The organism is Bradyrhizobium sp. 87, assembly GCF_023073015.1.
GTDB classification, from domain to species: domain Bacteria; phylum Pseudomonadota; class Alphaproteobacteria; order Rhizobiales; family Xanthobacteraceae; genus Bradyrhizobium; species Bradyrhizobium canariense_D.
This window is the reverse complement of the sequence record NZ_JADPIQ010000022.1, coordinates 54913-68982: the sequence shown is the minus strand read 5'-3', so window position 1 is coordinate 68982 and position 14070 is coordinate 54913. Positions and strand designations below refer to the sequence as shown.

15 protein-coding genes are annotated in these 14070 nt (G+C 65.8%); 10 read left to right on the top strand and 5 right to left on the bottom strand.

Going from position 1 to position 14070, the window contains the following annotated elements:
• Window positions 1-186: 186 nt before the first annotated feature.
• From IVB50_RS04830 to IVB50_RS04800, 7 genes are all read left to right on the top strand, one after another.
• Window positions 187-579 (top strand): BlaI/MecI/CopY family transcriptional regulator, encoded by a 393-nt coding sequence (locus tag IVB50_RS04830; RefSeq protein ID WP_018457458.1) that lies wholly within the window; start codon window positions 187-189, stop codon window positions 577-579.
• The gene (locus IVB50_RS04825) at window positions 576-3092 is read left to right on the top strand and encodes a M56 family metallopeptidase (protein ID WP_018457459.1); all 2517 of its coding nucleotides are present in this window, start codon (window positions 576-578) and stop codon (window positions 3090-3092) included. Before IVB50_RS04830 ends, IVB50_RS04825 begins: the two co-directional genes overlap by 4 nt.
• Window positions 3093-3263: 171 nt before the next feature.
• Window positions 3264-4715, top strand: coding sequence for a DUF1800 family protein (locus tag IVB50_RS04820; RefSeq protein WP_018457460.1), 1452 nt, complete (start codon window positions 3264-3266; stop codon window positions 4713-4715).
• 2 nt (window positions 4716-4717) lie between these two features.
• Entirely contained in the window at window positions 4718-5968 is a 1251-nt protein-coding gene (locus IVB50_RS04815) for a DUF1501 domain-containing protein (RefSeq protein WP_018457461.1), read from the top strand.
• 30 nt (window positions 5969-5998) lie between these two features.
• Complete coding sequence (locus IVB50_RS04810) at window positions 5999-6220, top strand: hypothetical protein (RefSeq protein WP_026233375.1); 222 nt, start codon at window positions 5999-6001, stop codon at window positions 6218-6220.
• A gap of 93 nt (window positions 6221-6313) precedes the next feature.
• Window positions 6314-6829 (top strand): septal ring lytic transglycosylase RlpA family protein, encoded by a 516-nt coding sequence (locus tag IVB50_RS04805; RefSeq protein ID WP_018457463.1) that lies wholly within the window; start codon window positions 6314-6316, stop codon window positions 6827-6829.
• A 111-nt stretch (window positions 6830-6940) separates the two neighbouring features.
• On the top strand, window positions 6941-7096 hold the full coding sequence (locus IVB50_RS04800) for a hypothetical protein (protein ID WP_018457464.1): 156 nt from the start codon (window positions 6941-6943) through the stop codon (window positions 7094-7096).
• A 19-nt stretch (window positions 7097-7115) separates the two neighbouring features.
• On the opposite strand, the gene IVB50_RS04795 is transcribed toward IVB50_RS04800, so the two are convergent.
• From IVB50_RS04795 to IVB50_RS04785, 3 genes are all read right to left on the bottom strand, one after another.
• Window positions 7116-7421, bottom strand: a complete 306-nt coding sequence (locus IVB50_RS04795; RefSeq protein ID WP_018457465.1) for a hypothetical protein — start codon at window positions 7419-7421, stop codon at window positions 7116-7118.
• Window positions 7422-7509: 88 nt separating this feature from the next.
• Entirely contained in the window at window positions 7510-7782 is a 273-nt protein-coding gene (locus IVB50_RS04790) for a hypothetical protein (protein WP_018457466.1), read from the bottom strand.
• A gap of 128 nt (window positions 7783-7910) precedes the next feature.
• A complete protein-coding gene (locus IVB50_RS04785; RefSeq protein WP_026233376.1) occupies window positions 7911-10601 on the bottom strand; it encodes an alpha/beta hydrolase fold domain-containing protein in 2691 nt (896 codons plus the stop codon).
• Window positions 10602-10792: 191 nt separating this feature from the next.
• Between IVB50_RS04785 and IVB50_RS04780 the strand changes: the two genes are divergently transcribed.
• Both IVB50_RS04780 and IVB50_RS04775 read left to right on the top strand, forming a co-directional pair.
• Window positions 10793-11038 carry a hypothetical protein gene (locus IVB50_RS04780; protein ID WP_018457468.1) on the top strand — a complete coding sequence of 82 codons (246 nt, stop codon included), beginning with the start codon at window positions 10793-10795 and terminating at the stop codon, window positions 11036-11038.
• Between the two features lie 81 nt (window positions 11039-11119).
• Complete coding sequence (locus IVB50_RS04775; RefSeq protein WP_018457469.1) at window positions 11120-12580, top strand: carboxylesterase family protein; 1461 nt, start codon at window positions 11120-11122, stop codon at window positions 12578-12580.
• Window positions 12581-12595: 15 nt separating this feature from the next.
• Here the strand turns inward: IVB50_RS04775 and IVB50_RS04770 are convergent, their stop codons facing one another.
• Window positions 12596-12775, bottom strand: coding sequence for a hypothetical protein (locus tag IVB50_RS04770; protein WP_007601069.1), 180 nt, complete (start codon window positions 12773-12775; stop codon window positions 12596-12598).
• 158 nt (window positions 12776-12933) lie between these two features.
• On the opposite strand from IVB50_RS04770, the gene IVB50_RS04765 reads away from it, so the two are divergent.
• Window positions 12934-13731 (top strand): class III extradiol ring-cleavage dioxygenase, encoded by a 798-nt coding sequence (locus IVB50_RS04765; protein ID WP_247294809.1) that lies wholly within the window; start codon window positions 12934-12936, stop codon window positions 13729-13731.
• 44 nt (window positions 13732-13775) lie between these two features.
• Here the strand turns inward: IVB50_RS04765 and IVB50_RS04760 are convergent, their stop codons facing one another.
• Complete coding sequence (locus tag IVB50_RS04760) at window positions 13776-14036, bottom strand: SemiSWEET transporter (RefSeq protein ID WP_018457471.1); 261 nt, start codon at window positions 14034-14036, stop codon at window positions 13776-13778.
• Between the last annotated feature and the right edge of the window lie 34 nt (window positions 14037-14070).

Genomic DNA, 14070 nt, shown 5'->3' with positions numbered 1-14070 from the left:
CCACGCCTCGCCGGATGGTACGAAGAACGTGGATGCCCCGGACAAGCCCGGGCCCGACGACCGCTTGAAGCAAGCCACGTTAGGTCAGCACAGCGATACCATTTCAGGTAGAAACCCGGTTGCGCGGCGCGGCCGTATATGCGACGCTCTGTAGCGTTACAAGAAATTCAATCAAGGTAAGCCGCCATGGACGATCGTTTGCCCGAACTGGGCGACCTCGAGCACGAGGTCATGCAACTGGTTTGGGCCCATGGTCCTGTGACGGCCGAAATTGTGCGCGAGAAGCTGTCGCGTCGGCTGAAGGAATCGACAGTCCGCACGGTGCTGCGCCGGCTGGAAGAAAAGGGCTATGCTCGGCACACGGTGGACGGACGCACCTATGTCTACCACGCAGCCGAAGAGCGCGCGCGGGTTGCGGCCAAGGCGGTGCAGCGCATCGTCGACTGGTTCTGCAACGGCTCGATGGAGGAGGTCCTCGTCGGCATGGTCGACAATGCGATGCTCGATCAGCAGCAGTTGCGCACACTGGCCGACCAGGTGGCCAAGGCGAAGAAGGCGAGGGGAGTGAAGAAAGAATGATCGCAACTCTGGCGGAGGCGGCGCTGCGCTCCCTTGTGCTGGGAGGCGTCGTCTGGTTCGGCCTCAACCTGTTTCGCGTGCGCAATCCGCACGTCCACATGACGGCGTGGGTCGTCGTGCTGCTGGCGTCGCTGGCGATGCCGTTCGTGATGCATTGGCCGACGGTCACGATCACCCGGCTGCCATCGCCGGTATCGGTGCCGGCTGATGTCATGCCAGTTGATATCTCGACGTTCGAGATGCCGCAGCCCATGCAGCCGATGACGCCCGGCGCGGCGATTCCGCCGTCGAAGAACGGCGTCTCAATCAATTGGTGGCTGATCGCTACCGTCATCCATGCCGGCGTCGCCAGCCTGTTGCTGCTGCGGCTGGCCATCGGCCTCTGTCTGACCTGGCGCCTCGCGCGCGCGGCAAGGCCGATCAACGGTCCGCGCATGGTCGACGCCGATGTGCGCGTCAGCCGCGACGTCGGCGGTCCCGTCACGTTTGGCTCGACCATTCTGGTGCCGCCGCAATTTTCCGGCTGGGACGCCAAGAAGCGCCTCGCGGTGCTCGCGCATGAGGGCGCGCATGTCGCCAACCGCGATTTCTATATACTCCTGCTCGCCTCCCTCAATCGCGCGGTGTTCTGGTTCAGCCCGTTCTCGTGGTGGCAGCTCGCGCGTCTGGCCGAACTTGCCGAGATCATCAGCGACGCCGAGGCCATCGAGGTGATCGACGACCGGCTGTCCTATGCGGAAATCCTGCTTGATTTTGCAAGCACGGTAAACCCGCGGCCGGTCGAGCTCGCGATGGCGCGGGCCTCGACCGTGCGCGCCCGCGTCGAGCGCATCATCGCGGCCGCCGCGATGCCCGTCGCGGTCGGCTGGCGCAAGCGGGCGTGGATCGCGGCTGCGATCGTCCCGGCCGTGATCGTGTCCGCCGGCATGATCGCCTATCGCACGCCGGAGCCTGCGCCGCTCGCCGCGGATAGTGGAGAGGTGCCGGCCCAGCATTACCGCCCCTTCGTCAATTTCTACGCCATGGGTCCGACCTCGGTGTTCGCGATCTTCCGCGACGGCGACGAGGTCTACGGCCAGCTCACCGGGCAGCGCAAATTGCGCCTGACGGTCGGCACTGACGGCATCGCATCCTACCCCGCCTCGTCCGGTGAGATCACGTTCCCGCTCGATGCGGAGCGCCGCTCCGCCGAGCTGATGCTGCGCATGAATGGACGCGACATCCGCGCACTTCTCGTTGCCGAGATGCCGACGGCGGCCACCGATTCCGGATCACTCGATCAATATGTGGGCTGGTACAGGATCGCACCGAACCGCGTGCTCACGGTGGACCGCGACGGGGATCGGCTCCAGGTGCAGGAAACCGTACAGGGCCGGGCTGCGCTCCTCGCTGAGGGGGCCGACGCCTTCTCGATCCGTGGCGACAATCTGCTGGTTTTCCTGCGCGACGAGCAGGCCAGGGTCTCGCGCGTGCTGGTCCAGAACGCGGTGTTCGGCGCCCGCCTCGCACCGCGGATCGATGCGGCCGCGGCGCAGGCGATCGAGGCCGACTTCGCGCGTCGCGTTGCGGAAGTCCCCGATCGTTTCCGCGAGCAGGTCCCGGTCGCCGGCGGCAAGGAGATGATCCTGCGCGGGATCGAGGATCTGCGCAGCGGCACGCCGAACTACGACCGGATGAGCGCACCGCTCGCCGCCAAGGTCCACCGCCAGGTCGACGAGTTGCACGCGACCTTCGTCGCCCTCGGTCCGGTGGAGTCGCTGTTCTTCCGCGGCGTCGGACCGGGCGGCTACGACATCTATGGTGCGAAATTCGAGAACGGCACGGCGGAATTCCGCCTGCTGCTCGAGCCAGACGGCAAGGCCGGCGACGTCATCTTCCGGGCCGACGGCAATGATGAGCTCGGCGGCATCGTCACGTGCGCCGAGGAGGCGAATGTGCGCGGCCGCGCCGGCACTTCGCCGATCCGGATCATGGTCTACAACGAGATGGGCGAGGACATCCGCGTCTTCAATCTCGATGCCGACGGCAATCGCAAGGCCCAGAGCGTGGTCCGGCCCAACATGAGCTGGGCGGCCACGACCACGGTGAACAATCCCTGGGTGATCGCCGACAAGTCCGGACGGTGCCTCGAGGTGCTGATGCCGGGTCGGCAGACGCGCTTCCACAATGTCGAGGCTTCCAACATGGGCGCGAAGCCGGGGCGCGCCGCCCGCCGCGCCGTTCCGATCGCCAATGGCGAGGATATGCTGCGCCGCTATATCGCTGATGTCGGCAAGGGCCAGCCGGACTACGAGCACATGACGTCGGAAGTCGCCGACATCACGCGGCAGCAGCTTCCGTTCGACCAGGCGATCCTGGCGAAGCTCGGCGCGCTGCGTGCGGTCTCGTTCCGCGGCGTCACCGCGCTCGACAGCGACATCTACATCGCCCAGTTCGCCAACGGCTCGGCGGAATGGCGGATCGGCGTCAGGAACGGCACGATCACCAAGATCGCGCTCGGGCCGAATTTCTAGGAGCGTTGCGGCCGTCCATCAGTCACGCCGGATGGGCGGCTCGCGATATCGGACGGGACAGCGCAATCTCTGCTTGCGGGCCAGCACCGCAAATGCTACGATATGTAGCATTACGGTTCGTAGCCTTGCGCGGCGTGCCGCTGGCAGGCTCGAGAAAATCAGGCGTTCGCGATGACCAATTCCGCAAAGGCCGAAGCTGTGCTGGCGCTTCATCGCTTCGGGATGGGGCCGCGACCGGGATCGATCGCCGCCGTCGGCACCGACCCGCGCGGCGCACTGATCGCCGATCTCGACCGGCCGCTCACGCTGACCGCCGCCGCCGTCCTTCCCACCAGCGCAAAGGCCTATCGCACCGTTGCCGACGCCAATGCGCGGCGCGCGGCTAGGGCCAAGCAGGCGCAGCAGCAGGCCAAGAGGCAGCAGACGGCGTCCGCGCCGACAATGTCGGAAGACCAGACGCAAGGGCAGGGTGCGGACAAGGACGCCGCCGAGATGGCGGCCAAGCAGGCGGCCGAGGCCGTGCCCGATCCCGGGCGTCCGATCTATTTGCAGGAAGCCAAGCTGCGCACGGAAGCCGCGCTTGCCGCCGAGATCGGCTTCGCCGAGCGGCTGGTGTGGTTCTGGTCCAACCATTTCTGCATCTCGGCCAACAAGATCCAGAGCATGTCCGGCGCCTATGAGCGCGAAGCCGTTCGCGCCAATATGCTCGGCCGCTTCGTCGATCTCCTGTTGGCCGTCGAGGGCCATCCGGCGATGCTGTTCTATCTCGACAATCTCGGCTCGATGGGTGCGAACTCGATCGCCGGCATCAACCGCAGCCGCGGCCTCAACGAGAACATCGCGCGCGAGATCATGGAGCTGCATACGCTCGGCGTGCGCGCCGGCTACACCCAGGACGACGTCATCAGCTTCGCCAATGTGTTGACGGGATGGACGCTGGTGCCGCCCGGCGACAATCCCGAGCACGGTGGCGAGTTCACCTTCAATCCGCGGCTGCACGAGCCCGGCGGGCAAACCGTGCTCGGCAAGCGCTACGAGCAGGAGGATGCCGAGCAGGGCCGCGCGGTGCTGCGCGATCTCGCCGCGCATCCGGCGACCGCAACCCATATCGCGACCAAGCTCGCGCGCCATTTCGTCGCCGACGAGCCGCCGCCTGTGCTGATCGAGCAGATGGCGAAGACTTTTCGCGACACCGAGGGCGATCTTAAGCAGGTCGCGATCGCGATGGTGTCCTCGGACGAGGCCTGGCGCGGGCCGCCGTCGAAGCTCAAGCGTCCCAGCGAGTGGGGCGTTGGCATGGTGCGCGCGACCGGCGCCACGACGGTCGATCCAGTCCGCTTCACCGGCGGGCTGGAGCTGCTCGGCGAGGCGCTGTGGCGTCCATCCGCGCCCAAGGGCTATCCGGACGACGAGGCGAGCTGGATCGACGGCGTCGGCCGGCGGCTCGACATCGCCAACAATTTTGCCGAGCGCCTCGCCGGTACGGCTGATCCGCAGGCGATCATCGAGGACGTCTTCGCATCGGAGATATCACCCGAGGTGAAGCAGGCCGTCGGCCGCGCCGAGAGCCGGCAGCAGGCGCTCGCGCTGTTGTTCATGTCGGCGGATTTCCAGAGGAGGTGACCATGGGCTTTGACCATCATCTGCCCACGCGGCGCGAGCTTCTGGTCGGCTCCGGCGCGCTGTTCACGTGGAGCCAGATGCCGCGGATCGCGCGTGCCGAAGGGCGCGATCCGCGCCTGCTGGTCATTGTGCTGCGCGGTGCGCTCGACGGCCTTGGCGCGGTTGCGCCGGTCGGCGATCCCGACTGGATCTCCTTGCGCGGCGATCGTGCGCTGGTGCTGGACGGCAAGCCGCCCGCGCTGCCGCTCGATGCCTTCTTCGCGCTCAATCCGGCGATGCCGAATCTGCATCGGCTCTACAAGAGCGGCAAGGCTGCGATCGTCCATGCCGCCGCGACGCCCTATCGCGAGCGTTCGCATTTCGACGGCCAGGACGTGCTGGAAAGCGGGCTCGTCAAGCCGGGCATGACCAGCTCGGGATGGCTCAACCGCGCGCTGCTCGCGCTGGAATCCAGCGGGCGTGTCGACCCGCGCGGCAGCCGCGCGCTCGGCATCGGCTCCGTGACGCCGCTGGTGGTGCGCGGTTCGGCGCCCGTCATGACATGGGTGCCGCAGAGATTGTTGCCGGCGAGCGAGGACACGCAGAACCGCCTGCTCGATCTCTACCAGCACACCGATCCGAAGCTTGCGACCGTGCTCCAGGCCCGCATGAGGCTCGCTTCGCTCGGCGGCGCACCAGGCGCGGGCGATCCGATGTCCGACGATCCGACCTTGCCGCCGCCCGGCATCGCGCGCGTGCGCGCCTATTTCGCCGAAGCCGCCGGCACGGCCGCGCGCTATCTCGCCAAGCCTGACGGCCCGCGTGTCGGCGCCATGGGCTTCGTCGGCTGGGATACGCACATCGCCGAGGGCGTGGCCTCGGGCCAGCTCTACAATCTGCTCGGTGCTCTCGACGGCGCCTTTGCCGCGATCGAGAGCAATATGGGCGAAGCGTGGCGCGAAACAGTCGTGGCCGTCGTCACCGAGTTCGGGCGAACCGCGCGCATCAACGGTACGCAGGGTACCGACCACGGCACGGGCACGGTCGCTTTCCTGATCGGCGGCGGGCTCAACGGTGGTCGCGTGATCGCGGACTGGCCCGGTCTGAAGCCGGCGCAACTCTTCGAGGATCGCGATCTCAAGCCGACCACGGATTTGCGCGCGGTGCTGAAAGGCCTGCTGAGGGATCATCTGCGCGTCGAGGAGAAGGTGCTCGCAGAAGCCGTCTTCCCGGGCAGCGCCGACGTCAAACCGATGGGAGGCCTCGTCGGCTGACGACGCGGCTCTCGCAACCGGATCGGGTTCATGATGTGCACGCTGACACAACGGGAGCTCGACTTTCTCGCCAGCTTGAAGACCGGCTGGCAGCGGCTCTATCGGCGCGAGCTCGCGCGGCTCTCGAGGAGCGGCGCCGAACCTGACGAGGTTCCGCCGGAGACGCGCCCGATCTGGCGCGTCGTATCGGGCTTATCCCACGAGCCTGTCTCGATTCAGGACAAGCCAGTGTGGTGGAATCGCCACAGCTAACCCGAAACGGCTGCGGCCTCAGGCGCGCTTTCGTTCCGACAAGGTTCTGCCCTCATTGCCCACCGAAACTCGGGGCCATTCGGAGGGCGCATCATGTCTTGCTTTGCACGTGCCGAAAATGCCCGGATTTCGCCGGCAAGCCTGTGCCGGATCCTGCTCGCCACCATCGGCGCGGCGTCGCTTGCGGCGTGTGCGCAATCGCCGGTCGGCCACCAGAAGGCCGATCTCGGCACCCACCGCCAGGCCGCTGTCGAACGACCGCACAGGGTGGCGGCGCTGCATCCGCGTCCGATCAGCCGGGCGCGCATCCCCGACGGTGATGCAAAGCAGAGCGTCTCCCACGGCGTCGCCAGTTTCTATTCGGACACGGAGACGGCGAGCGGCGAGAGGTTCGACAAGAACGAATTGACCGCGGCCCATCCCAGCCTGCCGTTCGGCACCAAGCTGCGCGTCACCGATGTCTCATCCGGCCGCTTCGTCACCGTCAGGATCAACGATCGCGGGCCGTATGTTCGCGGACGCGTGGTCGACGTCTCTCCCTCCGCGGCGGAGGCGCTCGGCATGGTCGACAAGGGTGTCACCAATGTCCGGCTCGACGTGGTGCAATAATTTGCGGCTGCATCGATCCGAAGCGCTGTGCTTAACCGGCTGTTAGCCGCCTCAAGCCACCATGGATACCCAATCATTCGGGACTAGATCTAAGCTCTTGGGAGGCGGCGTTTGACCACGATCCAGTATCTCGAAGATCAGGCCGCACGCGCCGAGCGGCTGGCCAAACGGATCACGGATACATTGACGATCGAAAAGCTCCTGACCTTCGCGCACGAACGCCGCCGCGAGATCGAGGTCATCGCCGGCAAGTACCGGCGCGCCTGATTCTCATCCCCATGCGCGCTCAGCTGTGGCTTTCGACGAAGTCGCTGAGATAGTCCGGCAGCGTCATGCCATCAATGTCACAGCGCGCCCGGATCTCGCCGGCGACATCGGTCGAGATGTCCTTCATCCAGTGCTCCAGCGTGTTGAACGAGATGACCTTGATGGGGTCGTTGAAGCAGCCAGCGACGAGCTCGCCGATCGTGGCGTCGAGATCGCTTCGCTCGACGCGAATTTCGGTCGCCTTGTCGAGGCGGTCGATCACCACGAACAGGGTCTGGTCTGCGCCATAGGGCACGACAGGGGCTGGCACGCCGGCTTCAAGCATGTGAGGCACTCACGCCTTCGCTTCCGATCACCATCAACGGGAAAAACCGGCAGAAGGTTCCCGCGCTCAGCCGGTGCTTCTGCGAGGATCAGAGAAATTCGCGCAGCCGCGCCAGCTCCGTGATGTGCTCGGGCGAGAGAATGTCCGTGACCAGCGGCGGTTGCGCGATGGTGCGGATCTCATAGAGATGCCTGGTCGCCGCCGGCTTCGCCATGAACGCCGAGATGCATTCGTCGAGCGTACCCTCGATCACCTGGTAGGACGCTCGGTCCGACCGTCGCTGGTTCGCAAGCGACGGCCATTTATGCAGCACCGCAAGGACACCAAAGTCGACCTTTGAATCCCCAACCACGTCCCCCATCGTCCCGCCTCACGCAAAAAGACCCCGGCACACGATCGTGCGTACCGGGGCCTACACCCATTACTGCATCTCAATGCCTCAGCACCAAACGCGATGACCGGGAAATAGTTCCCGGCAAATGTTTGCTTTCAGCTCGCGGCCGCCGCGATTTTATGGCCCGGGCTGGTGTGCCCGTGGCTGGTCTCATCGCCGCGACCAACTTCGGGCGGAAGCCCGGCAAAGCGCCGCAAGGCCTCGGCCATCTGCACCCGGCTCGGCGCGCCGGTGATGATCACGTCCACCATCGTGAAGGACGAATGGAAATGGCCACGCGCCTTGAGTTGCTCGACCGGGACGCCGGCGGCTGCCATCGCCTCGGCATAGGCGATGCCTTCGTCGCGCAGGGGATCGAATTCGCAGGTGACGACGAAGGCCGGCGGTAGCCTTTCGACCTTGCCGCGGAGCGGCGAGGCGCGTGGATCGGTGCGGTCGGTCGGCGAGCAGTAGAGGTCCCAGAACCAGTACATCAGCGAGCGCGTCAGGAAATAGCCGGTCGCATTGTCGTTGTAGGAGGGGCGGTCGAAGGTGCAGTCGGTGACCGGGCAGATCAGGAGTTGGCCCGCGATCTCAGGGCCGCCGCGATCGCGCGCAAGCTGGCAGGTGACGGCGGCGATGTTGCCGCCGGCGCTCCAGCCCGCGACCAGCACCGGGCCCGGCCTGCCGCCGAGCTCGGCGGCGTGCTCGGCGATCCAGCGCGTCGCCGCATAGCCGTCTTCGGCCGCGGCCGGGAAACGATGCTCGGGCGCATGACGATAGCCGACGCTGACCAGCATCATGCCGGTCCGCCGCACCATGTCGCGGCAGAACGGCTCGTCCGACTGCTCGTCGCCGAGCACCCAGCCGCCGCCGTGGAAATAGACCACCACCGGATGCGGCCCCGGCGTTGCCGGCCGGTATACCCGGTAAGGCAGCGGACCGTCGGCGCCTGTCAGGGTGCCGTCGACGATCTCGCCGATCGGCCGTCCCGCCGGGCGGCCCTTGTTGAACTCGTCGACGAAGGCGCGGGCGCCGAGGGCGCCCATCGACTCGATCGGCGGCAGGTTGAGTGACGCCAGCAGGTTCAGCACCAGCCGCACGTCCGGCTGCAGCCGCACCACCTCGCCGTCATTGCATTGCGCGGCGACGTCGGGGCCGGTCAGCTTGAAGCCGAGCATGCCGCGGCTGACCACCTCGTCGCAGATGCTGCGATAGGGACCGACGCCGCCGGTATAGGGCATCAGGCCCTGCACCTTGCCGGGCACGTTGGCGCCCGTGTACCAGGTGTTGGCGAGCCGGTGCAGCGTCACCATCGAGCAATCGGCCATGTGCCTGTTCCAGCCGGCTTGCGCCGTCTCGGTCGGCTCGATCGTGGTGAAGCCGCCGTCGCGCAATGCTTTGAGCCGGTCGACGACCCAGTCGACATGCTGCTCGATTGACACCGCCATGTTCGACAGCACCGACGGGCTGCCGGGACCGGTGATCATGAAGAAGTTCGGGAAGCCTGCGACGGTGAGGCCGAGATAGGTCTGCGGCCCCTGCGCCCAGACGTCGGTGAGCGACTTGCCGCCACGTCCGGTGATCGGATGCACGGCGCGGATCGCGCCGGTCATGGCGTCGAAGCCGGTCGCGAACACGATCACGTCCACGTCGACGCTGCGCTTGGCCGTCGTGATCCCACTTGCGGTGATCGCCTTGATCGGCTCCTGACGCAGATTGACCAGCGTGACGTTCGGCCGGTTGTAGGTCGCGTAATAGTTGGTATCGAGGCAGGGGCGTTTGGCGCCGAACGGATGATCGTCCGGCATCAGCGCCGCGGCGGTCTCGGGGTCTTTGACGGCGGCGCGGATCTTCTCGCGGATCAGGTCCTGGACGATCTTGTTGCCGTCGATGTCGACCGCCTGGTCGGCCCAGAGCTGGGTCAGGATGTGGACGAGGTCGCCGGCCGCCCAAGCGCGTTCGAACCGCTCACGACGCTCGGCATCGCTTAATTGCCAGCTAACGACCGTCTGCTGCGGATAGGGCACGCCGGCCATCGACTGGCGCGCCTGCTCGCGATAGGCCGCGCGATCGCCTTGCAGCAGGCTCATGCGATCGGACGGCGCGGGACCGTTGTGCGCCGGAAGCGCGAAATTCGGGGTGCGCTGGAACACGGTCAGGTGCGCAGCCTGCTCGGCGATCAGCGGGATCGACTGAATGGCCGACGATCCCGTGCCGATCACCGCGACGCGCTTGCCGCCGAGATGGACGCCGTCATGCGGCCAGCGTCCGGTGAAATAGACCTCGCCCTTGAAGTCCTTCACGCCGTCGATCTCCGGCGGCTTGGGCGCCGAGAGGCAGCCGGTGGCCATGATGTAATGGCGGCAGGAGACCGGCGGGCCATTATCGGTGGTGAGCTGCCAGCGCTCGATCGCCTCGTCCCATTTCGCTTCCGTGACCTTGGTCTTGAAGCGGATGTCACGCCTGAGATCGTAGCGGTCGGCGACGAAGCCGAGATAGCGCAGGATCTCGGGCTGGGTCGCATATTTCTCCGACCAGGTCCATGCGGTCTCGAGGTCGGGATCGAAGGTGTAGCTGTAATCAATGGTCTGGATGTCGCAGCGCGCCCCGGGATATCGGTTCCAGTACCAGGTGCCGCCGACGTCGCCGGCTTCTTCGAGGCCGACCGCCGTCAGGCCGGCCTTGCGTAGCCGATGCAGAAGATAGAGGCCGGCAAATCCGGCACCGACCACGGCAACATCGACCTGCTGGCTGGTTCCGCGCCCCGTGTCCGAGGCACGTGCAGCAACCATTGCATCAGGCATGGCATTTCCTCCCGTGTGTTTTGTTTTGCCCGCAGGCTATCGCTGCAGGTTCGGCTTGTCATCACGGCATGTGCAATCTTCGGTAGCCATTTGCGGCGTCATCATGGCCGCGTGAATGTTGCGGCGGCACACGCATCGCGATGCACAAGGGCCGTGATTTCCCGGGCTAATCAGGGTCGATCCACCTGTGTATGCTCTTGTTTTTGCCACGCGTGCAAACGGGCGTCATGACAGAGTTGAGTGAGCGGACCAAAGCGAACATGGACGTCGTCCTGGAGGAGACGTGCCGCCAACTGCCTCACGGCGGCGATCACGACAGCCGCAGGTTCATCGCCGAGCGGCTGATCGAGGCGGCGCGGTCCGGTCACTCCACGCTCGGCGAGCTCGGCATCATCGCACGGCACGCACTGGCGGAGCTTGCCGCCAAGCGGAGCTAGGCGCAGCCGCGGCGCTTGCTTCGCGGCGGGCCACGGACATAACCTGCCCAAAATCCTTCCGCGCGTCGAGATGCTCCGAAGATGCGGTCCGTGTTCGCGCTTTTTGCGACGTCACTCGTCCTCTGTTGCGCCGGCTCGGTCGTGGCCCAGCCGGTCGGCCAGTTTCCATTTGCGCTGACGCGCGAAGGACAGATGCTTGGCGCCGTCGAAGGCGAGGTGGCCTCGTTCAAGGGGCTGGCCTATGTGGCCGCGCCGCTCGGACCGCTGCGCTGGCGTCCGCCGCAGGCTGCACCCGAGAGTTCGGAGATGCGCACCGCCTATGCCTATGGCGCGCCGTGTCTTCAGCCCTCGCTGCCGGGATCGAGCGAGGATTGCCTCACGCTGAACGTGTTTCGTCCGTTCGGGGTCGACGGCCCGCTACCGGTGATGATGTTCATCCACGACGGCGCTTTCGTCAGCGGCACCGCGAATGATCCGCTGTTCGACGGTGCCAGGCTCGCGCAAGCCGGCCTCATCGTGGTGACCGTGAATTTTCGCCTCGGCGCGTTCGGCTGGCTCAGCGATCCCGCGCTGTCGGAAGGCGGCTCCGGCAATTTCGGCCTGATGGACCAGATCGCGGCGCTGCATTGGGTGCACGACAACATCGCGGCCTTCGGCGGTGATCCCACCAACGTCACCTTGTTCGGCAGTGGCGCAGGCGCAACGTCGATCGCGCTGCTGATGCTGTCGGAGCAATCGCGCGATCTCTTCCAGAAAGCCATTCTGCAATCGATCCCCGGCCGTGCGCGCCTGCGTTCGGCACAAGAGGCCGAAATTGTGGGGCGGCAATTCGTGGCGGTGCTGGGGCGACAGGCCGATTTACGTACAGCCGAACCGCAACGCCTGCTTGCCGTCGAAAAACATTTCCTGGAAAAATCGCCGCGCAGCTTCGCGCCGACGATCGATGGGAGTCTGGTGAGCGAGGAGGTCGCCGCGGGCTTCGCAGCTGGACATGAGAGCCGCATCCCCTTGATCATCGGCTCGAACGACGACGAGACCGGTTTCGACGGCGAGCTGGATATCCGGGAAGAGCTGGCATCGTCAGGCACCACCAGCGATGAGCTGCGCAGGCTCTATCCCGATCTCGCCAGACCTTCGGACCGCGCGGCAAGGTTCTACACCGACAGGGTCTTCTCCGAGCCAGTGAGACTGCTGGCGCGCCTGCATGCCGCCAGCGGTGCGCCGACCTTTCGCTATCGCTTCACCTATGTGCCGGAGGCACGGCGCGCAAACCCCGAGGGCGGTCACGGGCGGGAATTGCAGTTCATCTTCGGCGTCGAAGGCATGCCCGGTGCAGGCATCTTGTCAGGAGCCGATCGCGAGGTCGCAAATCGCATGCGCGCCTACTGGATCAATTTCGCCAGGAGCGGCGATCCCAACGGTGCGGACCTGCCGCATTGGGATTCGGCCGCAGGCAGCGATCGCCTGCTGCTGATCGCGAACGATGGCATCGCGAGCGGAGACGACCCCTGGTCGGAGCGTCTGGACCGGTTCGCGCATTAGAGGGATGAGTTGGACTTAAGCCGCGAGCTCGACGCGCGGCGCCGGGCTTAGCCGGTCTTCCTCCAGATAATCCATCGCGCCGTCTTTCTCGACGGCGTAGAACTGCTGGCCTTCCTTCGACTTGTAGGCGGCGCGAACGACGCCGCGGCGGCCCTTGTCACTGTTGACGACATCCCCCAACGCAAACTTCTTCATTTCACGTCCCTGGCTGCTGGCCGACTCCTTCGGCTACGCCCGGGATTCTGGGCAGCAAATCGTTAACGTCTTGCTAACCATACGGGTTTGCCTATGCTCGCGGCCGATCGCGCGGGCAACTCGCACGCGCATGTTGCCAACGAAACGAGCCTTCGCCCATGGTGCGATTTCCCACCTTCTTCCTGTCGCATGGCGGCGGTCCGTGGCCGTTCATGGAAGACAGGCGGGTGCAATACGCGAAAACCGCCGAGGCGTTCGGCCGGCTGCCACAGCTCTTGCCGGAGAGGCCCAAGGCCGTGCTCGTCATATCAGGACATTGGGAGGCTGACGCCTTCACCGTGTCGACTTCCGCGCATCCGCCGATGGTGTACGATTATCACGGTTTCCCCGAGCACACCTATCACCTCAAATACCCGGCGCCGGGGCGGCCCGAGCTCGCCGCGGAGGTAAAGGCGCTGCTCACGCGCGCGGGTGTTGATTGCCGGGAGGATCCCAACCAGGGGTTCGATCACGGCACCTTCGTGCCGCTCGGGCTGATGTATCCGAACGCCGACATGCCGATCGTGCTGCTGTCGCTGAGATCGAGTTACGATCCGGCCGAGCACATCAGGATGGGGCAGGCGATTGCCTCCCTACGCGACGAAGGCATTCTGATCGTCGGCAGCGGACTCACCTATCACAACATGCGCGGGTTCGGCCGTGCCGAATCGAAGCCGGTCTCGTATGATTTCGAGGCTTACCTGAACGAGGCGATCAGCCACAAGGACGCGGCGCGGCGCAACGCGATGCTGGTTGACTGGGAGAACGCGCCGAGTGCGCGCCTGGCCCATCCGCGCGAAGATCATCTGCTGCCGCTGATGGTGGCCGCCGGCGCCGCCGTCAGCGACACGGGCAAGCGCGTCTTCGTCGACGAGGTCGCGAATGTCGCGATGGCGTCGTATGTGTTTGGCGGGTGATCTTCTCCTCTTCCCGCAAGCGAGGAGAGGTGAAGAAGAGTGGCTCACCCGTATTTCAGCTTCATGAACAGGATGCCGCCGGCGAGCACCATGGTGATGGCGTTCGCGGCGACGAGGGGCGCATCGCCCGACAGCAGGCCATAGACGAGCCAGAGCGCCAGCCCAAGCACCATGACCAGGAACATGCCGAGCGAAATATCGCCGGTGGAGCGGGTCTTCCACACTTTGATGGCTTGCGGCGCGTAGGCCACGGTGGTGCAGGTCGCGGCGGCAAAGCCGATCAGCTTGATCAAGAACGGGTCCATGGCGGCTCTATAGCATTGATTCGAGGATGGTCGC